At 70.4% G+C, this 19,099-nt stretch carries 16 protein-coding genes and 4 pseudogenes; 12 read left to right on the top strand and 8 right to left on the bottom strand.

What is annotated here, in order from left to right:
* Positions 1 to 376: 376 nt before the first annotated feature.
* The 3 genes from FB465_RS34620 to FB465_RS34610 all read left to right on the top strand — a co-directional run bounded on the left by FB465_RS34620 (position 377) and on the right by FB465_RS34610 (position 1,371).
* Complete coding sequence (locus tag FB465_RS34620; RefSeq protein WP_145796933.1) at positions 377 to 625, top strand: hypothetical protein; 249 nt, start codon at positions 377 to 379, stop codon at positions 623 to 625.
* Entirely contained in the window at positions 622 to 876 is a 255-nt protein-coding gene (locus FB465_RS34615) for a hypothetical protein (protein WP_145796932.1), read from the top strand. Before FB465_RS34620 ends, FB465_RS34615 begins: the two co-directional genes overlap by 4 nt.
* A 198-nt stretch (positions 877 to 1,074) precedes the next feature.
* A complete protein-coding gene (locus tag FB465_RS34610; protein WP_145796931.1) occupies positions 1,075 to 1,371 on the top strand; it encodes a hypothetical protein in 297 nt (98 codons plus the stop codon).
* Between the two features lie 93 nt (positions 1,372 to 1,464).
* Here the strand turns inward: FB465_RS34610 and helR are convergent, their stop codons facing one another.
* Both helR and FB465_RS34595 read right to left on the bottom strand, forming a co-directional pair.
* Complete coding sequence (gene helR / locus FB465_RS34605) at positions 1,465 to 3,630, bottom strand: RNA polymerase recycling motor ATPase HelR (protein WP_145796930.1); 2,166 nt, start codon at positions 3,628 to 3,630, stop codon at positions 1,465 to 1,467.
* A 567-nt stretch (positions 3,631 to 4,197) separates the two neighbouring features.
* On the bottom strand, positions 4,198 to 5,082 hold the full coding sequence (locus tag FB465_RS34595; RefSeq protein WP_145797775.1) for an aminoglycoside phosphotransferase family protein: 885 nt from the start codon (positions 5,080 to 5,082) through the stop codon (positions 4,198 to 4,200).
* A gap of 536 nt (positions 5,083 to 5,618) precedes the next feature.
* Here FB465_RS34595 and bla point away from each other — a divergent pair.
* From bla to FB465_RS34580, 3 genes are all read left to right on the top strand, one after another.
* Positions 5,619 to 6,539 (top strand): class A beta-lactamase, encoded by a 921-nt coding sequence (gene bla, locus FB465_RS34590; RefSeq protein ID WP_145797774.1) that lies wholly within the window; start codon positions 5,619 to 5,621, stop codon positions 6,537 to 6,539.
* A 524-nt stretch (positions 6,540 to 7,063) separates the two neighbouring features.
* Positions 7,064 to 7,609 carry an NUDIX domain-containing protein gene (locus FB465_RS34585; protein ID WP_145796929.1) on the top strand — a complete coding sequence of 182 codons (546 nt, stop codon included), beginning with the start codon at positions 7,064 to 7,066 and terminating at the stop codon, positions 7,607 to 7,609.
* Positions 7,610 to 8,000: 391 nt separating this feature from the next.
* Entirely contained in the window at positions 8,001 to 8,582 is a 582-nt protein-coding gene (locus FB465_RS34580) for an SMI1/KNR4 family protein (RefSeq protein ID WP_145796928.1), read from the top strand.
* 427 nt (positions 8,583 to 9,009) lie between these two features.
* Here FB465_RS34580 and FB465_RS34570 read toward each other — a convergent pair whose 3' ends face one another.
* Genes FB465_RS34570 through FB465_RS34560 form a run of 3 tightly spaced genes read right to left on the bottom strand, consistent with a single transcriptional unit; the run spans position 9,010 to position 11,446 of the window.
* On the bottom strand, positions 9,010 to 9,801 hold the full coding sequence (locus FB465_RS34570) for an ABC transporter permease (RefSeq protein ID WP_145789095.1): 792 nt from the start codon (positions 9,799 to 9,801) through the stop codon (positions 9,010 to 9,012).
* Positions 9,798 to 10,760, bottom strand: coding sequence for an ATP-binding cassette domain-containing protein (locus FB465_RS34565; protein ID WP_145796927.1), 963 nt, complete (start codon positions 10,758 to 10,760; stop codon positions 9,798 to 9,800). The genes FB465_RS34570 and FB465_RS34565 overlap by 4 nt, the downstream gene beginning before the upstream one ends.
* Before the next feature lie 14 nt (positions 10,761 to 10,774).
* Positions 10,775 to 11,446, bottom strand: coding sequence for a DUF4097 family beta strand repeat-containing protein (locus FB465_RS34560; RefSeq protein WP_145796926.1), 672 nt, complete (start codon positions 11,444 to 11,446; stop codon positions 10,775 to 10,777).
* Positions 11,447 to 11,668: 222 nt separating this feature from the next.
* Between FB465_RS34560 and FB465_RS34555 the strand changes: the two genes are divergently transcribed.
* A complete protein-coding gene (locus FB465_RS34555; RefSeq protein WP_145796925.1) occupies positions 11,669 to 12,436 on the top strand; it encodes a helix-turn-helix domain-containing protein in 768 nt (255 codons plus the stop codon).
* A gap of 104 nt (positions 12,437 to 12,540) precedes the next feature.
* Here FB465_RS34555 and FB465_RS34550 read toward each other — a convergent pair.
* A pseudogene (locus FB465_RS34550) lies at positions 12,541 to 13,291 on the bottom strand (zinc-dependent alcohol dehydrogenase); the annotation flags it as partial.
* Positions 13,284 to 13,505 (bottom strand): annotated as a pseudogene (locus FB465_RS34545) (tautomerase family protein); the annotation flags it as partial. The pseudogenes FB465_RS34550 and FB465_RS34545, both read right to left, overlap by 8 nt.
* A 12-nt stretch (positions 13,506 to 13,517) precedes the next feature.
* Between FB465_RS34545 and FB465_RS34540 the strand changes: the two are divergent.
* From FB465_RS34540 to FB465_RS34530, 3 genes and pseudogenes are all read left to right on the top strand, one after another.
* Positions 13,518 to 14,055, top strand: a pseudogene (locus FB465_RS34540) (TetR/AcrR family transcriptional regulator).
* A gap of 140 nt (positions 14,056 to 14,195) precedes the next feature.
* Entirely contained in the window at positions 14,196 to 14,438 is a 243-nt protein-coding gene (locus FB465_RS34535; RefSeq protein WP_145796923.1) for an amphi-Trp domain-containing protein, read from the top strand.
* Between the two features lie 451 nt (positions 14,439 to 14,889).
* Positions 14,890 to 16,227, top strand: coding sequence for an MFS transporter (locus tag FB465_RS34530; protein WP_145796921.1), 1,338 nt, complete (start codon positions 14,890 to 14,892; stop codon positions 16,225 to 16,227).
* A 144-nt stretch (positions 16,228 to 16,371) separates the two neighbouring features.
* Here FB465_RS34530 and FB465_RS34525 read toward each other — a convergent pair whose 3' ends face one another.
* Complete coding sequence (locus FB465_RS34525) at positions 16,372 to 16,896, bottom strand: hypothetical protein (RefSeq protein WP_145796919.1); 525 nt, start codon at positions 16,894 to 16,896, stop codon at positions 16,372 to 16,374.
* A gap of 268 nt (positions 16,897 to 17,164) precedes the next feature.
* On the opposite strand from FB465_RS34525, the pseudogene FB465_RS34520 reads away from it, so the two are divergent.
* Positions 17,165 to 17,743, top strand: a pseudogene (locus FB465_RS34520) (AMP-binding enzyme); the annotation flags it as partial.
* Between the two features lie 293 nt (positions 17,744 to 18,036).
* Positions 18,037 to 18,972 carry a DMT family transporter gene (locus FB465_RS34515; RefSeq protein WP_170290765.1) on the top strand — a complete coding sequence of 312 codons (936 nt, stop codon included), beginning with the start codon at positions 18,037 to 18,039 and terminating at the stop codon, positions 18,970 to 18,972.
* Positions 18,973 to 19,099: the final 127 nt, after the last annotated feature.

The following is a 19,099-nucleotide window of genomic DNA, read 5'->3' as shown; positions in this document are numbered from 1 at the left end:
CGGCACCTGGGGACAGGCACCGGCACGCGGCCGTTGGAGTGGATGTCGTCGAGTCTGCGGGTGATCGGCAGATGCGGGCAAGGGAACCCGGGCGTGCTCTCCGTCCTACTCCAAGAGCCTCTGACAAGGCATGATGGATCTGACACGCTGACGACGACTCAGGGTCCCCAACAATCGTGGTCGCACGCCGGCGATGACCGTGGGGCGACCTCGGGTCGCGGCGGGGTCAGTGCGGTCACCAGTTCGCGGTAACTCCGCAGGAGCCGGTCCGGTGGCGTTCTCGTTGGGGCGCCAATGCGCGCCAGGCGGCTCAGAGCCCGGCCACGGCATCCGCCAATAGCCTTTCCGGGCGGTGTCGACTCGCTATCGTGGTGGTATGTCTACCCTTGTCGAGCTGCCCGAGCGACTGGAGAAAGCCGTCCGCGCGGCCGCCTCCGAAGCGGGTCTGAGCGTCAACGACTACGTCGCCCGCGTCCTGACCGCCGATCAGGCCGCCGCCGAGGGAAGCCCCGCGGAGCGCGCCGCGCGCGCAGACGCGCTCGCTGCCGCCGCACACCGTCAGTGGGTCGCGGGCGGGCACAGCGAGGTGGGCTCGATGTCGATGGGCGAGGTCTTCGGCCTGTGAGTGCCGCGCATCATGAGGCACGGTTCGCCGCCGAGGTCGGCCGGGTGGTGCGCGACCTCGCTGTGGAGGACCGCAAGGAGCTGCAGGCCGCCCTGGAGCAGGCGCAGGCCGATCCGTGGTCGTGGCCGCAAGCCGACCGGTACGAGCTGGACGACTCGGTGCGGGTCGTCACTACCACCGGGGCGATCGTGCACTACGCGATCCTGCCGGTACCGGCGCACCTGTGGGTGTTCGCCATCACCGTGCTGTAGGCGGCCGCCGCGGAGGTTGCCTGCCGGCGCCGGTCCGTCCGCCGTGGCAGCGGCCGTGGGCGCCACAGCACCTTGCCCCTGCAGTACGGGCTTTTGATCATGGTGTGATGAGCGATCAAGCCCCGGTCAGCATGCCGACGAGCTTCACTGTGGAGCGGCGCTTCCGCGTCTGGCATTACACCGTCAGCCACATGACGTTTGCTCCTGCGAAGCGCCGCCTGGCACGAAGGTGAGGAGACGATCGACCTCTGGTTCGACGGCGTGGCCGCCATGAACCTGCACGAAGGCTTCGCACCACTGACCATCCGCGCCGCCGACGCCGACGCCGACGAGCGCGAGCGGCTGTTGACCCACGCGGCGGGCCGCATCCGCGACCCGCTGGACCGGCCGCCGCTGTGCTTGATCCTCGCCTACCGCGCCGCAACGCCCGAGAGCCTGCTCCCGCTCGGCCCTGTCGTCGACCTCCCCCTCACCGGGATCGTCGTCGGTGCCTGACTCAGCCCGGCCCGCGGACCGCGAAGCCCGGGCAGACTCCTTCGGTGGCGGTCCTCGTGATCGCCGGGGGCGATCACGTTGCCCTGCCCGACGTCAGGAGCTCGTGAGGATGACGAGTTGCTGGGTCGCTCGGGTCATCGCGACATAGCGGTCGACCGCTCCTTCGATGCCGTTGCCGAACGCCTCTGGGTCGATGAGGACGACCAGGTCGAACTCGAGCCCCTTCGACAGCTCCGGGGTCAGCGATCGGACGCGGGACGTCGCCCGGAACGTGCCATCGCCGATCCCACCAGCGCCGATGACGCAGGCGATCCCGTTGGCGTGCGCAGCGAGCCAGGTGTCGAGGATCGAGTCCAGATCCGAAACAGAACCGTGCACGACGGGGATGCCGCTGCTGCGGATGGAGGTCGGCACATTGGCGTCCGGGAGCACGGCTCGGATGACCGGCTCGGCTTCCGCCATGACCTCTTCCGGCGTCCGGTAGTTGACGCTCAGGGAGGCCACGTCGATCCGGTCGAGCCCGATCCGCTCGAGCCGTTCCTGCCACGACTCCGTGAACCCGTGCCTGGCCTGGGCCCGGTCCCCCACGATGGTGAAGCTCCGGGACGGGCAGCGGAGCAGCAGCATCTGCCACTCTGCGTCGGTCAGTTCCTGAGCCTCGTCCACGACGATGTGCGCGAACGGACCGGCGAGCACGTCCGGGTCGGTGCCGGCCAGTGCGGTCTCGTCCACCAGGCTGTCCTGCAGGTCCTGCCCGCGCAGCATCGACATCACCTGCATCTCGGAGTCGTCGGTCTCGATCAGGTGGTCGATCACGCGCGACATCTCCTCCCGTTGGGCGGCCACGGCGGCACGCTGCCGGTGGCTGCGTCGTGACGCCTCGGGGTCGCCGAGCCGCTGCCGGGCTGCGTCCAGGAGCGGAAGGTCGGACACCGTCCAGGCCTGGGCGTCCTCGCGCCGCAGCTTCCGAACGTCATCGGGGCTCAGCCAGGGAGCGCACATCCGCAGGTAGGCGGGTACCGTCCACAGGTCTCCGACGAGGTCAGCCGCTTCGAGCAGCGGCCACGCACGGTTCAGGGTCCCGACCAGCTCTCGGTCCTGCAGCAGCGACCTCCGGAACAGGTCGGGCGGGACGTCCTCGTCGTCGTGCTTGTCCATCAGGATCGTGACCAGCTCCTCCCAGATCTGGTCGCGCGCCTCGTTGTGCGGAGTACCCGGCTCCGGTGCTTCGAACGCCTCGGCCCAATCCTCGGCGCTCAGCCAGATGTCGGACCAGTGGGTCGTGACCGTCATCCCCTCGGCGGGCGGCTCCTCGTAGATACTGACGGCCCTCTCGATCGCCTTGACCATGTTCGCGGACGACTTCAGGCGCGCCACGTCCGGGTCGGTCTCGATCGCCGCTCCGGCTCCCTCGGCGACGAGGTTCCGCAGGGTGCAGGTCCGCACGCCCTCCTCGCCGAGGCTGGGGAGGACGTCGGCGACGTAGACCAGGTAGGGCTGGTGCGGACCGACGAACAGCACGCCGCCCCGACGGTGACCGAGGCGAGGGTCGGAGTAGAGGAGGTACGCGGAGCGGTGCAGAGCGACGACGGTCTTCCCCGTACCGGGACCGCCGTCGACGACGAGAGCGCCGCGGGATCCCGCCCGGATGATGGCGTCCTGGTCGGCCTGGATGGTGGCGAGCACGTCTCGCATCCGGGCCGACCGGTTGCTGCCCAGGCTGGCGATGAAGGCGGACTGGTCGTCGAGCGCGGCGTGCCCTTCAAGCCCGTCGGCGTTGAACACCTCGTCCCAGTAGTCGCTGATCCGGCCGCGGGTCCAGCGATACCTGCGGCGGCTTGCCAGACCCATCGGGTTGGCGTGGGTCGCGGCGAAGAACGGCTCAGCCGCGGGGGTGCGCCAGTCGAGCAGCAGCCGACGACCCGCGCTGTCGGTGAGGCCAAGTCGTCCGATGTACACGGGCTCGGGGTTGTCCGCGCTGACGATGTGTCCGAGGCACAGGTCCCAACCGAAGCGACGCAAGGCGCGCAGGCGACCGGTCAGCCGGTGGATCTCCACGTCCCGGTCCATCGCCTCCCGGCCGCTGCCGCCGGGCGCCCTGCGCTCGGCATCGAGACGGTCGGACAGTTCGGCGATCGCCTGCTCGAGGCTCTCCGCGATGGCCGCGAAGTGCTGCTCGTCGCCGGCGATCAGCGTCGGGTCGGCCTTCGGGGAGAGACGGTCGGGAAGGTCGAACGCGCTGGTGATCAGGGGGTTCATGTCATCAGCTCCGATCCGAGGTCGCGCCCGCGAAGTCCGGCGGCATGCACACCCGCGCCTCGGCGCCGAGTGCCCGCAACCGCAGCGCGAGTCCCACCACCGGCTCGACGTCACCGCACGACCCATCAATCGACAACAACACACGCACTTGGTGAATCTCCCATTCCCGCAGGTTCTGGCCTCGGCGAGCGATTCTGCGGCACGACCCGGGTCTTGCCGCAAGCCCCCTGGTGCGCTATAAGTTGAGAGTGGCAAGGGGTGGGTACTCTCCTTGCCTTTGTCGTCCGCTGTGGACGGACAAGCCCTTCGCGAGGCGGCGACACGCCATGTACGGCGGTTTCGTCGGCCCAGGAGGATCTCCCACGGGCCTACATGCAGCCGCGGAACGAGAAGTTCTCACCCTCTCCAGCAAGGCCGGCTCGAACGTCGTCGATCGCGACGTGGGAACGCGGTGAAAAACCAGCCGTCGAACGCGACCCACGCACCTCGCACCTCCTGAACCCGCGGCCGGATGAGCTGCCACCGGACAGGGCCCGCCGATCCAACAGGCCCCGTCCGGGGCCGGTGTCATGAGGCGTGCTCGTGATCGGCGAGAACCTCACGAATGACATGCCGTGCGTTGGCCGCGAGCACCGGGTTCGTGTCTCGGTAGTACGGCAGTTGGATGAGCGCAATCGACAACGCCCAGCCACGGCCCCGCGCCCAGGTCGCGTCATCGGCCTGCAAGGCGGCGCGGAAGACGCCACGCGCGTCTGCGGGCAGCAGGTTCCACGCGATGATCAGGTCGACGGTGGGGTCGCCCACACCCATGCACCCGAAGTCGATGACAGCGCTGAGCCGTCCACGGGTGATCAGCACATTTCCAGGCGACAGGTCCCCGTGAAACCAAGCCGGCGGGCCGGACCTCTCGGGGATTCGCAGGGCTTCCTCCCATGCCGCGCCCGCCGCGTCAGTGTCGATGATTCCCCGTAGCTCCACGATCGCGGCGCGCGTCGCGGCGTCCCGCGCCGCCAAAGGCACACCGCGACCCGCAGACGGCCCGCCCGAGGGATCGATCCGGCGCAACGCCCTGATGAACTCCGCCAGATCCTCGGCGAGCAGACCCGGTTCGGCGACACGGTTGACCGACGGGTTCTCGCCGTCCAACCAGCGATAGACGGACCAACTCCAGGGATAGCCCCCAGCGGGCCCTCCCAACCCGCGCGGGGCGGGAACGGCGACCGGAAGCTGCGGCGCAAGCAGCGGCAGCCACTGCTGTTCGCGCTCCACGCTCCCGACAGCCCCCTCGATACGGGGAAGCCGTACAGCCAACTCCCCGCCCAGCCGGTACACGGCGTTGTCCGTCCCGACCGTGTCCACCGGCTCCACGGAGAGATCCGCCCACTGCGGAAACTGCGCAGCGATCAGCCCACGTACAACAGCTACATCGATGTCCGCCTCATCGGCATGCATCCTGCCGGCACGCACGAGCACCCACCCCCCACCGGGCAAAATCACCACCCGACACGCACAACACAACAGCCTGGACACCGGCCCAGCGCACCCAGCGCACCCAGCGCACCCAGCCGACAGCAACACAAACGCTCCGGGACATCGACCGTCAACTCAATTCCCCGGATACAACAAGCGTGCAGAGAACCGAGGATGAACAACCAGCCGAACCACGGCCCCCACCCGCCCCCGTATCCTGGGACCCTCCCGGACACCCCTCGGCTCCTGACCCGCCGCGGGGGTATCCGATCGGAACCGTCCGTGACGGACCCACGATCTGCGCCCCAGGCCGACCTCGGCATCGAGGCGCACGGGATGCCAGCCGACCTCCTGCTCAGCCGTCGGGCGTGGCACCCACACGAAACTCGCGCTGACGGGCACAGCCGAACGGGGCGTCAGCCACGGCCGCCGCGCCCGGAAGACTCCCCTGGGTGGAACCGTTCGTCCACGCCCCGCGTGTTGATCGATGGTTTGACTGCAGAAGAACGGAGACGATCTTGGAAACCGCAGGAGCACGTCCGTCCCGCCGCACGGTACTGACGCTCGGCACCGGGGCCGTACTTGGTGCCGGCTTGGCTGAGGGCGGGAGGGCATACGCATCAGCGCCCGGTGGGCAGACGCTGTACCGGCAGCTGAAAAAGCTCGAGCGGGATCACTCCGCCCGCCTGGGCGTGTTCGCCCGCAACATGGCCACGGGCACAACGGTGCTGTACCGCGCGGACGAGCTCTTCCCGATCTGTTCGGTGTTCAAGACCCTTGCCGCTGCGGCCGTTCTGCGCGACCTCGACCAGGACGGCGAGTTCCTGGCCAGGCGGATCCACTACACGCAGAAGGACGTCACCGACTCGGGCTACGGCCCGATCACCGGTAAGGCGGACAATCTCGCCAACGGCATGACCGTCGCGCAGCTGTGCGCCGCTGCCGTGAGCGACAGCGACAACGCCGCAGGAAACATCCTTCTCCGCGAACTGGGCGGACCCACCGCCATCACACGCTTCTGCCGCTCGATCAAGGATTGGACAACCCGGCTCGACCGGTGGGAACCCCTCCTGAACTCGGCGGAACCCTGGCGGATCAGCGACACGACCAGCCCCCGTGCCATCGGAACGACATACGCCCGCCTCCTGCTCGGTGACGTCCTCCCGCCCCGCGATCGGGAGCAGCTGACCGGTTGGCTGATCGCCAACACCACCAACCGCGGGCGATTCCGTGCCGGCCTTCCCGTGGACTGGACCCTGGCGGACAAGACCGGCGGCGGGGACAGTTACGGCGTGGCAAACGACGTGGGCGTCGTGTGGCCCCCGGACGGGCCACCGATCGCGATGACCGTCCTGACGACCACACTCGCCTCCACCGGCCCCAGGGACGAGCCGCTGGTCGCCAAGACCGCCACGCTGCTGGCCGCAGCACTCACCTGACTCTTCGCCACGCCGCACCGCCCCTACCTTGGGCTGGCCCCGCCCACCGCGGTCCCCAGCGCCGGCAGGCGCGACACGGACGAGGGCCAGAAGCCGGGAGCGAGACGGAACGATGGCCGGGAGCAGCGAGGCCACGGGCAGAGCGGGCGCAGCCCGGCCCGGCCGCACAAAGGAAGCGGCCGGGCATACAAGATGCAGAGCGATAGCACCCGCTCCCCCGCCTCTGACGGTACGACCGGCCCGAGCCGACTCCTGGGAGGGACGCCCGCAGCCAGCCCCAGCAGGGGCGAACCGGCAGCGTGGCACGGCGCCGGGCCTGCCGTGGGGGCGGGCCTGACGGCCCGTTGGCGGGAGCGTGAGGGCGGGCCGCCCGCGGCGCCACCGAGCCGGGCGAAGGAGACGGCCAAGGATGCCGCCGTCCCGGCGGGCCGCCGCCGACCGGCTCCAGGAACGGCCGGCCGACACCACCGCGCCCACCGGCGAAACACCGTGGAGCGGGCACGGGTCGGCGGTACGGTCTGGACATGGCCGACCAGACCCGACAAGGGTGGCTCCCGCCCGAGCAGTTCGTACCCACTCTGCCGCACGGTATCGCCTACGCCGCCTTCGTCTTCAGGGACAGCGACGACCGGGTACTGGCACTCCACTCCGCCTACGACCGCGCCACGCTCAACCTCCCGGGCGGTCTCCTCGACCCGGACGAGGACCTCCTCGGATGCGCCCGCCGCGAGACGATCGAGGAGCTCGGCTTCCTGCCCGCCAGCGTCGACCAGCACACACCACAACTCCTCGTGCTGTCCTTCACCGCTCCCCAGCCGCCCTGGCCGTGGAAAGTCGGCGCGTTCTTTGACGGCGGCATTCTCACCGACCAGGAGATCAGCGGCATCACCCTGGACCCGGCCGAGCACACCGCGTTCGCCTTCAAGAGCGTCAAGGAATGGGCCGCCATCGCCGACGAACGCCGCGCGCAGGTCCTGCACGCCGCGACGAGCGCCCGCCGCACCGGCCGCACCGCCTACCTCGGCCCGACCGACCAGGGCACGCAGCTCCGCGCCGCCGGCCGCCCGTGAGGGTTGGCCGTCCAGCAGCACCCACCACTCGTCCGAATACCCGAACGTCATCGGCGCCCCCTGACATCGCCCGGCGCCCCGAGCTTCTTCCCCCGCCGCACCCCTGCGTGAACCAGCCCGCCGGCGAGCTGCCGGCCTTCGGCCCTTCCTCCGCGGAGATCGTAGTAGCGACGGCACTGAAGCCACGTCGTGATCGCCCGAACAGCCCCTGACCGATCTGCGGCAGTACTTCCACGTCGCCCGATCCCGCAAGATCGTCTTCAGCTTGTCGTTCAACGTCCGTCCAAGATCCAAATGAGCGGATGGGTGTCCTTCGGCTCGGCTAGGTTGTCGGCGAAACGAGACGAAGGGCAACGTTGTGCACCGTGACATCGAGAGACTCACCCAGGCCATGCCGCCGGAGAACGGTGCGGATGAGCGTGCCGATTGGGCTGCCGCCCGGGTGAGCTGGGGTGTCACCTTCCCCGAGGACTATCGGGCCTTCATGGCGGCGTACGGCAACGGTTCGATCAGCGACGAGGCAGACATCCTCGCCCCCGCGCCCGTCGGGACCACCCTGGTCGCATCGATGGCTGATGTGACGGCAGACGCTCGCCACGTCTGGGAGATGGTGGGCGGCCGAGATGTCCTCGATGTCGACCCGAACCACATCCTGGCATGGGGCGTGACGTCCGGTCCCGACCTGCTCTGCTGGTTGACCGCAGATGACGATCCCGACCGCTGGCCGGTGCTGGTCATCGGCCGTCACACCCGACCGATGTTCACGGTCCACCCGTTCGGCATGGCCGAGTTCCTCCGCCGACTGCTCTGTGAGGACTCGACGACCTGGGAGCAATGGCCGCTCAGTATCGGGCGCCCGTTGCTGCTGAACCCAGCACCGAGCTACGTGCACTGGCAGGTGCAGGAGAACCGATGGAGGGCCGGCCTCGACCCGGCCACGGGAGAGCCCAGCAGGTTCCCCGAAGGCTTCTGACCGCGTCGGCATCTCAAGTGCCTGCTTGCGATCCCAGTGGCTGGGTGGTGTGGAGGCCATGGCCTTGGCTGCTGTCTGAGGGTTTTGCCGGGGCCGACGATCGCAGATGCCCTGGTTCGGGGAGCTGCGGCGCCGGGTGCAGGCACTGGCCGGCCGGACGCCCCTTCCGGCCCGCTCTCGGCGTACGGCACCGCCCTGCACGGGCTCGCCGTGGCGGGCCTTTGCCGGCGGCGACCGTTCCGCAGTGCGGTTGCTCGCGCTGGCTGAACGGCTCGGCGTGCTATGGGAGTTCTCGCCGACGATGTCCGCGGACCGGACCCACCTGGAGCTGAGAACGCCGACAGGGCGGCGTGCGCCGACGCGGTGTCGGTGTACGCCGTCCTGGGGTGGGACGAGTTGCGGGAGGCGGCCCGCGTGCTCATGTCGGTTACTTCGGGTCGCGGTTGAACACCGACTTCGACCAGAAGTAGCCGAGGACGGTCAGTGCCAGGCACCAGGCGATGGCGAGCCACCCGTTGTGGCCGATCTCGGTGCCGAGCAGCAGGCCGCGCAGGGTCTCGATGGCGGGCGTGAAGGGCTGGTACTCGGCGATGGGCTGGAACCAGCCCGGCATCGTGTCGGCCGGGATGAAGGCGCTGGAGATGAGCGGCAGCAGGATCAGCGGCTGCGCGCTGTTGCCGGCGGCCTCGGCGTTCGGGCTGGCCATGCCCATGCCGACCGCGATCCAGGTGAGCGCCAGGGCGAACAGTGTGAGCAGCCCGAACGCCGCGATCCACTCCAGGGGCGTGGCGTCGGTGGAGCGGAAGCCGATGGCCACGGCGACGGCGCCGACGAGGACCACGCTGGTGATGCACTGCAGCACGCTGCCGACGACGTGTCCGATGAGCACGGAGCCGCGGTGGATCGCCATCGTGCGGAAGCGGGCGATGATGCCCTCGGTCATGTCGGTGGCGACCGACACGGCGGTGCCGATCACGGTGCCGCCGACGGTCATCATCAGGATGCCCGGGACGAGGTAGGCGATGTAGTCGGAGCGGTCGGCGCCACCGCCGCCGATGCCCGCGCTCATCACGTCGCCGAAGATGTAGACGAAGAGCAGCAGGAGCATGACCGGGGTGAGCAGCAGGTTCAGGGTGAGGGAGGGGTAGCGCCGGGCGTGCAGGAGGTTGCGGCGCAGCATCGTGGACGAGTCGCGCAGGGCGAGGGAGAGGGAGCTCATCGGACGGTCTCCTTGGGCTGGTTGGGGATGCCGGCGCCGCCGGTCAGGGCGAAGAACACGTCGTCGAGGTCGGGGGTGTGTACGGTCAGCTCGTCGGCCTCGATGCCGGCGGAGTCCAGGTGGTCGAGGATGGAGCGCAGCTCGCGTTGGCTGCCGCCCGAGGGGATCTGCAGCGCGAGGGCCTCGTGGTCGCGGGTGACCTCGCGCAGGGCGCGGGCGGCCGCCTCGTACGCTTGCGGGTCCTCAAAGCGGAGCCGGACGTGGCCTCCGGGGATGAGCCGCTTGAGCTCCTCGGCGGTGCCCTGGGCGGCGGTCTTGCCGTCGTTGAGTACGGCGATGCGGTCAGCGAGCTGGTCGGCCTCCTCCAGGTACTGGGTGGTGAGGAAGACGGTGACGCCGCCCGTGACGAGTTCGCGGATGATCTGCCACATGGTGTGGCGGGAGCGCGGGTCGAGGCCGGTGGTGGGCTCGTCGAGGAAGATGATCCGCGGGTTGCCGACCAGGGTCATGGCGATGTCCAGGCGGCGTTTCATGCCGCCGGAGTAGGTGGAGGCGGGCTTCTTCGCGGCCTCGGTGAGGTCGAAGCGCTCCAGCAGTTCGGCGGCGGTGCGCCGGCCCTCGCCGCGCGAGAGGTGGTGCAGGTCCGCCATGAGGAGCATGTTCTCCTCGCCGGTGATCAGGCCGTCGACGGCGGAGAACTGTCCGGTGACGCCGATCGTGGCGCGGACCGCCTGGGGGTCGGCGGCGAGGTCGTGGCCGCCGACGCGGATCTCGCCGGAGCCGGAGTCGGCGGTGATCAGGGTGGAGAGGATCTTGACGGCGGTGGTCTTGCCGGCGCCGTTCGGGCCGAGCAGGGCGAAGATGGTGCCGGTGGGGACGGTCAGGTCGACGCCGTCGAGGACGGTCTTGTCGCCGTAGGACTTGCGCAGCCCGTTCGCCGCGATGGCCAGGTTGGTCATGAGGGGTGCTCCTTTTAGAGGCTGCGGGCGGTGATGTCGCCGTGGGCGGTGGTCGCGCGGATGTTGAGGCCGGCGGTGGCGCCGGCGGTGTTCAGGAGCGTGTTGTGGATCCGGCCGTAGCCGGTGCCGGCGTCCAGGGAGGCGGAGACTGCGGGGGCGGCGGCGACCGAGATGTCGCCGGACTCGGTGCGCAGCACGACCGTGCCGCGCTGGGCCTCGGCGATGTTGATGTCGCCCTTGTGGGTGGTGATCTCGGCGGGGCCGCCCAGGCGGCCGACCGTGACGTCGCCGGCGTGGACGGTGAGGCGGGCGCTCGCGGTCTCGTCGAGCTTGACCACGCCCTGCGCGCCCTCGAAGGTGACGTCGCCGAGCCGTCCGACGGCCCGGAGTTCGGCGCTGGCCGCCTTGCCCTCGAGGCGGGAGCCGGCGGGCAGCTGGACGGTCACCTCGATGGATCCCCAGTGGCCGAGGATCCGGTTCTTGGCCGGTGCGGTCCCGATCCGCAGGACGCCGTCGGCGTATTCGACGGTGGTCTGCTCGGCGGTTTTCACGTCGCGGCCCTTGGAGGCGTCGGCGGGCAGGACCTCGACGGTGGTGTCGGTCCGGTCGGCGGCGATGAACCGGATGCGTCCGGCGGGGATGTCCAGGACGGCGGTGATCGGGGCGGGGGTGTCGAACTTCTGCATCGTGCGCTCCTGCGACTCGTCGTTTGCGATGCAGGAAACGCTACGTTGCGTTCAAGAATCCTTCAACGGCTTCGTTGCGCGAAATTGCCATCACCGCAGGTGAGAGGCGGGAAATTGTTGCAATGGTTGATGAAGTAACGCAACGTCAGCCACCAGACTCGTTGCAATGGAATGGGAGTGAACGCTATACTGGAGGCACCAAGGAGAACGAAGGAGACCGCGATGCCGGGAGGCAGGCTCACCCAGCAGGAACGCCAGCAGATCGCGCTGGGGCTGGCCGACGGCCTCGCCTACGCGGAGATCGCCAGACGCCTCGACCGTCCGACCTCGACCATCACGCGTGAGGTGATGCGCAACGGCGGCCCCACCGCCTACCGCGCCGACCTGGCCCACCACGCCACCGAGCGCCGCGCCCACCGGCGCAGGCAGGCCGCGCCCCGGGGTGCGGAGGCTCCCCCGCAGGCCCACGGGCGCAACGCCGAGGCCGTGCGTGAGTACGAGGAGATGTTCACCGCCCTCCTTATGCAACAGGGCCTGCCCAAGATGATGTCCCGGGTGCTCACCTGCCTCTACACCACCGACGCGGGCAGCCTCACCGCGTCCGAACTCGTCCAGCGCCTGCAGGTGAGCCCGGCGTCCGTCTCCAAGGCGGTCACGTTCCTCGCGAGCCAGGGCCTCATCCGCCGGGAACGCGACGAACGCCGCCGCGAGCTCTACATCGTCGACACCGACGTCTTTTACCAGGGCATGATGGCCGCCGCCCGGTCCAACGCCCAGCTCGCCGAGACCGCGCGGCAGGGCATCGGCATCCTCGGCTCCGACACCCCGGCCGCCGCCCGCCTCGAGAACATCGCCCGCTTCGTCGACTTCGTCGCCGAGAACATGGTCCGCGCCGCGGAGCAGGCCCGCGACATCCTCTACACGAAACCCGAAACCGCCTCGGTCGGCACTGTCGGCCAGGTTCAGATCACGGATAGACAGCCGTCCTAATGGTCACAGCCGGTGGTGCCCGCGCCGGATCGCCCGGGAGGCCGTGGACCGTACACCGCGGGTCGGACGACAAACCCGTGCGCACGACGTCCGAGACGTGAAGGCAGGCTCTTGAGGGCGAGGGCGAGTTGGTCGACGCGGCCGGTGGCCTCCACGGCGAGGTCGAAGCTGCCCGGGACGGGTTCGAGGGTCTCGGCGGTGCGGGCGCCGTAGCTCTCGGCGATCTTCCGGTGGGCGGGATCGGGGTCGATGTAGAGGACGTCGCCGGCACCGAGGGCGCGGGCGATGTCGCACACGTACAGGCCGATGCTGCCGCGGGCGACGACCAGGACGCGGGCGCCCGGACGGGCCGTCAGGTGCGGGGCGGTCAGGCGCCAGGCCAGCGGCCAGTTGTCGCTGGCCGAGGCCATGGCGACCGGGTCCAGGCCGGCCGGAAGCCGGACCAGCATGGCGTCGGCGAAGGGGACGCGGACCAGGTCGGAGAACATGCCGCCCCAGCTGCCGCCGAGCGGTGCCCCGTACATGGCCATGTAGGGGACGGAGGTGCAGTGCGCCTGCAGCCCGGCCCGGCAGCGGTCGCACCGCCCGCAGGAGATCGCCCACGGGACCACGACCAGATCGCCGGGACTGACGTGGGTGATGGCGTCACCCACCTCGACGACCCGGGCGACGCACTCGTGGCCGATGGCGAACGGCGGCTCAATGAAGCCGTGGCCGGCCAGGATCATCGAGTCCACATCGCAGGTGGTGGCCGCGACGGGGGGCGACGACGGCGTCGGTGTCGGCCTGCGGCTTCGGGTCCGGGGCCTCGCGCCACTCGACCGTTCGCCGGGCGACGTAGGTGAGTTCACGCATCGGCCTGCTCCTGCTGCTCGCGCCCGCCCTTGGCGGCGGCGACCAGGTCGGCGTAGCGGACCACCGTGCCGCCCGCGCCCCAGGTACCGTCCGGCTGCTCGTGGATCAGCACCCACACCCGGTGTGCCTCGGCTGCGGGCAGTCCGGCCGCGTCGAGGACGGCGGCGGTGGCATCGCCCACCAGCCCGGCCTTGCGGCGATCGCTGAGCGCCCCGGCGCGGCCAACATGATCAGCAGGCGCGGGCCTGAACGCGACCAGCGTCCGGGAACTGGCCAAGCACGCCAAGGCGCCGCTCGGCTCGACCTATCACTACTTCCCCCACGGCAAGCAGCAGCTGGCCACCGAGGCCGTGCGCTACGCGGACACCGCGATCTCACGTGCGCTGCGCAAGGCTCTGAGCGCGGGCCCCGTCGCCGGGCTGCGCTCCTTCCTCGCGATGTGGCGCGGCATCGTCGTGGACAGCGACTTCGGCGCGGGCTGCCCCGTGCTCGCCGTCGCCATCGAGGAGCCACCGGCCGGCGAAACCCCCGAGGCCCTGGTCGCCGCCGCCGAGGCCTTCGGCCGCTGGGAGGACCTGCTCGCAGACTCCCTGCGCGAGCACGGCGCGGACCCCGCGCAGGCCCGTGCGCTGGCCGCCCTGGTCGTGGCGGCCAGCGAGGGCGCCATCGCCGTGTGCCGCGCCAAGCGCAGCATCCAGCCTCTCGACCACGTCGCGCAGCAGCTCGAAGCCCTCATCGCCGGCGCCCTCGACCGCCCGGCCTGACCAACCGAATTCACCTCGGCTGCAGCGCCTCGAAAGACTCGCGGCAGCCATGCAGGCTCACCCGGTCAGGGGGATGTCGGAGGCCGCCCGTCGCGTCAGGATTGACGGCATCTGCTGCTCCTACGGGATGGAGGGCATCCGTGAAGGACCTCAAGTTCGAGCAGAAGCGTTCGCTGTCACGCCTCGAGGCTGCTGATCAGCTCGCCGCACTGGCGGCCGCGCTGAGGCACGGTGGTGAGGCCGAGCTGGAGCTCGGCCCGGGAGTGCTGAGCCTACGGATTCCCGACGACCTTCGCAGCGAGGTCGAGGTGGAGGTCGGTGACGGGGAGATCGAGCTGGAGATCGAGCTCAAGTGGTCGACCGCACGGACCGCGGACGACTAGGGCCTTTGCTTCGGATCAGCGGGCACAGTGGCCGCCGGATGCCCACCTGCATCCCCGCCGTCGGTAGGCGGCGGGAGCGTTCCAACGGCATGGTGAGCGGGTTCGTCGGCCGAGGCCCTTGTTTGCGAGCCCCGGCCGCGTTCCGGTGCGCGCGCATGAGGGAGTCCACCGCAACGACTCTGTCCTGGTCACCATCCGGCGTCGGCCCGGGCGAGCAGGGCGAGGACGACCCGCTCGCCCGTGCCGTCGCCTCCTGGCCTGCAGGGGGTACACGCGGGATGTTCGTTGGCGGCAGCCGCAGAGCCGGGAACGATATGGCACCGAGACACGTCGGCAGGCGCGCCCCTACCCTCCCGGGCCGGCCCGCGCAGGCGCTGTCACGGCCGAGAGCGGAGGCGACGGCGTGGCTGGAACGGATACCTCGGGACGGCCGCCGGGTGCCGTGGGTCGTGTGCTCGCACCGCTGGCCCTGGCACAGTTCATCTGCAGCTTCGCCGGCTCGAACATGAACGTCATGATCAATGACATCAGCACGGACCTCGACACCACCGTGCAGGGCGTGCAGATCGCGATCACGATCTTCCTGCTGGTCATGGCGGCCCTGATGATCCCCGGCGGCAAACTGACCGACCGCTACGGCCGCAAACGGTGCTTCCTGCTCGGTCTCGCCACCTACGGCATCGGTGCCCTGCTCAGCGCGGCCGCCCCCGGCCTGGGGGTACTCATCCTCGGCAACTCGATCCTCGAGGGGATCGGCACGGCGCTGCTCATCCCGCCCGTCTACATCCTCACCACACTCCTCTACACCGACGTGACCTCCCGCGCCCGGGCGTTCGGGACCATCATGGCGCTGGGCGGAATCGGCGCCGCAGCGGGACCGCTCATCGGCGGGCTCATCACCTCGGTGCTCAGCTGGCGGGCGGCCTTCGTGTTCCAGGCCCTGGTCATCGCGCTCATCCTGATCCTGAGCCGCCGGATCGAGGACCCCCTTCCCCCGGATCCGACGCGCTCCTTCGACACCGGCGGAGCGATCCTGTCGGCCGCCGGCCTCATCCTTCTCGTCATGGGAATCCTGGCGGCCGACAACAATCTCTGGCTGATGACCGGCCTGCTCCTTCTCGGCGCACTCGTGCTCGTGTGGTTCTTCCGATCGGTACGCGCCAAGGAAGCGGCCGGCAAGGAGCCACTGCTGTCGACGAGCATGTTCCGCAACCGCACCTCCAACCTCGGGATGGTCACGCAGAACGTCCAGTGGCTGCTGCTCATGGGAGTGTCGTTCACGGTGGCGGCCTATCTGCAGGTCGTGCGCGGGTACGACGCGATCGGGACAGGCGTGATCTTCACGGCGGCCACGCTCGGTCTGCTGGCGTCGTCCCTGGCCGCCGAGCGCCTCGCGAAGCGGCATGCCCAGCGGACCCTGATCATGACGGGCTTCGCCGTCGCGATCGCCGGCATCGGCATCCTGATCGGCATGGTCAGCGGCTTTCCGAGCGCCTGGGCCTTCGCGCCCGGACTCCTCCTGATCGGGCTCGGGCTCGGCGTGATGCTGACCCCCTCGGTGAACGTCGTCCAGTCGAGCTTCCCCGAGGAGCAGCAGGGCGAGATCTCCGGCCTCTCGCGCAGCGTGTCCAACCTCGGCTCCTCCCTGGGCACGGCGGTCGCCGGCACGATCCTCGTCGCCGGCCTCACCACCTCTGCCTACGGCGCCGCGATGATCACCCTGGCGGTCATCGGGCTCGCCGGGTTCGTCGCGGCGGTGCTCCTTCCACGGACGACCACCGTTGGCTGAACCAGGGAGTCGGACCCAAGAGGTCGTACGGCCGCCCGCTGCTGGAACCGTGAACGGCCACCGATCCGGTGACGGGCAACAGATCCGCGGGGCATGGACACCGCGGCCCCGTGCCGCCGCTGCGGACGGCGCCGGGAGCAGCTGTCAGTGTCCGAGGGCCGCCTTGGCGGCCACGATGACCAGGCCGAGGGCGAGGTTGGCCAGCCCCTCGACCGCCACCTGGCGGCGGCTCGCGCCGGCCCGGACCGCTCCCCCGACCGCCCAGGCGACCTGCTGGGCCACGGCGACGCTCAGCGCCAGCCATGCCGTACCGGCCAGGTCCAGCCCCAGGGCCGGACTGATCAGGACCGCCGCCGCGGGCAGTACCGCCGCCTCCACGATGGACGACTCGTGCCGGGCGACATTCCGGGTTTCCCGCCAGGTGATCGGCTGTCCGACCAACCGCTCGCCGGCGAGCCGCGCGTACACATGGGTGCCCCAGAACACCAGGCCGGTGACGATCAGCATGACGGCGAGTTGGAGGCGCGGGTACTCGGCGACGGCGCCCGCCGTCGCCACCACCGAGGCGGCCAACAGGGAGCCGTAGACCGCGCCCGCGTAGTCCGTGCGCTCCCCCGCGGGCGGCCCACCGAGGTCCCCTTCCCGGGGCGGGACGGCTGGACTGTTCATCCTCCCAACATAGGGGGCGTGGTCGGGGCCGCCCGGCAAGGCGGCCCGCCACCGCGGGGCCGCTCCGCCGAATGGCCGCCGGGCGCGGCCACGCCGCGGTGCGTCGCACCGGCCCCGCGTCTCGGGACCGAGCGGCCCTGTGTCGACCGCACCAGCGGAAGACGGCAGGCGCAGCCCCGATCTGACGAAGCACTACAAGTTCAAGCTGCGCCCATTCAGCGGTTCCATGCTCGCGATGCTGTTCTTCTTCGTCGGCACCTTCGGCGCGAACGACCCCGACGGAACCCGTTACCAGGACGCCTACTTCGCCACCTACCCCGGCGTGTGGCGACACGGCGACTGGATCACCCTCACCTCCCACGGGTCGGTGATCGTCCACGGCCGCTCCGACTCCACCCTCAACCGCAACGGCGTACGCCTGGGCAGCGCCGACATCCACGACGTCGTCGAACGGCTCCCTGAAATCACGGAGGCACTGGTCATCGGCGCGGAAGAACCCGACGGCGGCTACTGGATGCCCCTGTTCGTCGTCCCGGCGCCCGGAGTCGCCCTCGACGACTCCCTCCGCGACAGGATCCGCCAGGCCATCCGCACCGGCGTCTCGCCCCGCCACGTCCCCGACGACATCCTCCAGGTCCCGGCCATCCCGCACACCCGCACCGGCAAGAAACTCGAAGTCCCCGTCAAACGCCTGCTCCAGGGCGCCCCGGCCGAGCAGGTGGTGAACCCCGCCGCGGTGGACAGCCCCGCCCTCCTCGACCACTACGCCCGTCTGGGAGCCGACCGCCGCAGCCGGAGGAACGCCGTACCCGGCCCCTCGTCCCACGACACGAGAGGCAATACATGACGCCAGGGGCACGTCACCGGCCTGCTCGCCCTCTGCGGAAGCCGCAGCTGACCCGTCCGGTCCAGCACCCGGTGGCCGTGGACCGCCAGGTACGATCGCCGGGTGAACACCTACTGGCACGTTGTTCTGCCGCCGCTCTGCGCCTGACCGGGCGCAGACACTGACGGTTTGATTCCCGACCCCGGCCGGCCCGCAGGGCGGTCAGGGGTTCATGTCGTGCGCCCGTTCCGAATCCGGTCCCCTGACGCATTCGACGACGGAAGATCACGACTGTGCCGAACCGCACTTCCCCCTTGGCTCCTGCCCGCCCGGCCGCCGCCGGTCCGCAAGCCTCCCGCACCGGCCTCCTGGGCGGCCCCGTACCCATCCTCATCGCAGCCGTGCTGTGGGGCACGACCGGGACCGCCGGCTCCCTGGCCCCCGCCGGCGCACCGGCGGCGGCCATCGGCTGCGCCGGTCTCGCCCTCGGCGGCATCCTGCTGTTCCTCACTTCCCGCGGTGCCCGCTCCCTGCCCGCCGCTTGCACACGGCCCGAGCAGCGGCTGCTCGTCCTGGGCGCCCTGGCGGTGGCCGGGTACCCGGTCACCTTCTACCCGGCCGTGGCCCGGACCGGTGTGGCCGTGGCAACCGTTGTCGCCCTGGGCAGCGCGCCCGTCTTCGCCGGACTGCTGTCCTGGATCACCGGACGGGCCCGGCCGGCCGCGCGCTGGACGGGTGCCACCGCAGCTGCCGTGCTGGGCTGCACCCTGCTGGTTCTGGGCCCCGAGCTCACCGGACATGCCACGCCGATGGACATGACGGGCATTGTGCTCGCCGCATGTGCCGGCCTGTCCTACGCCGTCTACTCGCTGATCGGCGGCAAGCTCATCACGTGCGGACACTCCTCCGACGCGGTGATGGGCGTGATGTTCGGCGCCGCCGGGCTGCTGGTCCTGCCGCTCGTGCTGTCCGCCGGCACGCAGTGGCTCGCCACCACCCGGGGCGCGGCGGTAGCCCTGCACCTTGCCCTGTTCACCGTGTACCTGGCCTACCGCCTCTTCGGGCACGGCCTGCGGCACACCCCCGCGTCGGTGGCCACCACGCTGACCCTGGCCGAGCCTGCTGTCGCCGCGGTCCTGGCCGTCACCGTCCTCGGCGAACGCCTGCCGGCTGCCTCCTGGTGCGGGCTGGCCGTCCTCGCCCTGGGCCTGGCCTTCCTCGCCGTTCCCGCCGGCACCGAGCGCCGGTAACGGTAGACCGCCGGCGCTCCTCCGGTCCCGGTCCCAAGGCATCACCCTGGGACCGGACCGCAGCGGACTCCGGTGCTCCGGAGCTACTCCTCCGACCCGGAGTAGGTCCGCACCGTCCTGGATCTGC

The sequence above is a fragment of the Kitasatospora atroaurantiaca genome, from assembly GCF_007828955.1.
Taxonomy (GTDB): domain Bacteria; phylum Actinomycetota; class Actinomycetes; order Streptomycetales; family Streptomycetaceae; genus Kitasatospora; species Kitasatospora atroaurantiaca.
The sequence above is the reverse complement of the archived record's forward strand: the minus strand, read 5'-3'. Positions and strand labels throughout refer to the sequence as shown.

Coding starts and splice junctions, on each gene's coding strand:
- FB465_RS34585 (WP_145796929.1), top strand. CDS start 7,064: ATGGCCGACCAGACCCGACAAGGGTGGCTCCCGCCCGAGCAGTTCGTA.
- FB465_RS34525 (WP_145796919.1), bottom strand. CDS start 16,896: ATGAACAGTCCAGCCGTCCCGCCCCGGGAAGGGGACCTCGGTGGGCCG.
- FB465_RS34560 (WP_145796926.1), bottom strand. CDS start 11,446: ATGCAGAAGTTCGACACCCCCGCCCCGATCACCGCCGTCCTGGACATC.
- helR (WP_145796930.1), bottom strand. CDS start 3,630: ATGAACCCCCTGATCACCAGCGCGTTCGACCTTCCCGACCGTCTCTCC.
- FB465_RS34620 (WP_145796933.1), top strand. CDS start 377: ATGTCTACCCTTGTCGAGCTGCCCGAGCGACTGGAGAAAGCCGTCCGC.
- FB465_RS34565 (WP_145796927.1), bottom strand. CDS start 10,760: ATGACCAACCTGGCCATCGCGGCGAACGGGCTGCGCAAGTCCTACGGC.
- FB465_RS34570 (WP_145789095.1), bottom strand. CDS start 9,801: ATGAGCTCCCTCTCCCTCGCCCTGCGCGACTCGTCCACGATGCTGCGC.
- FB465_RS34595 (WP_145797775.1), bottom strand. CDS start 5,082: ATGCATGCCGATGAGGCGGACATCGATGTAGCTGTTGTACGTGGGCTG.
- FB465_RS34580 (WP_145796928.1), top strand. CDS start 8,001: ATGCCGCCGGAGAACGGTGCGGATGAGCGTGCCGATTGGGCTGCCGCC.
- FB465_RS34555 (WP_145796925.1), top strand. CDS start 11,669: ATGCCGGGAGGCAGGCTCACCCAGCAGGAACGCCAGCAGATCGCGCTG.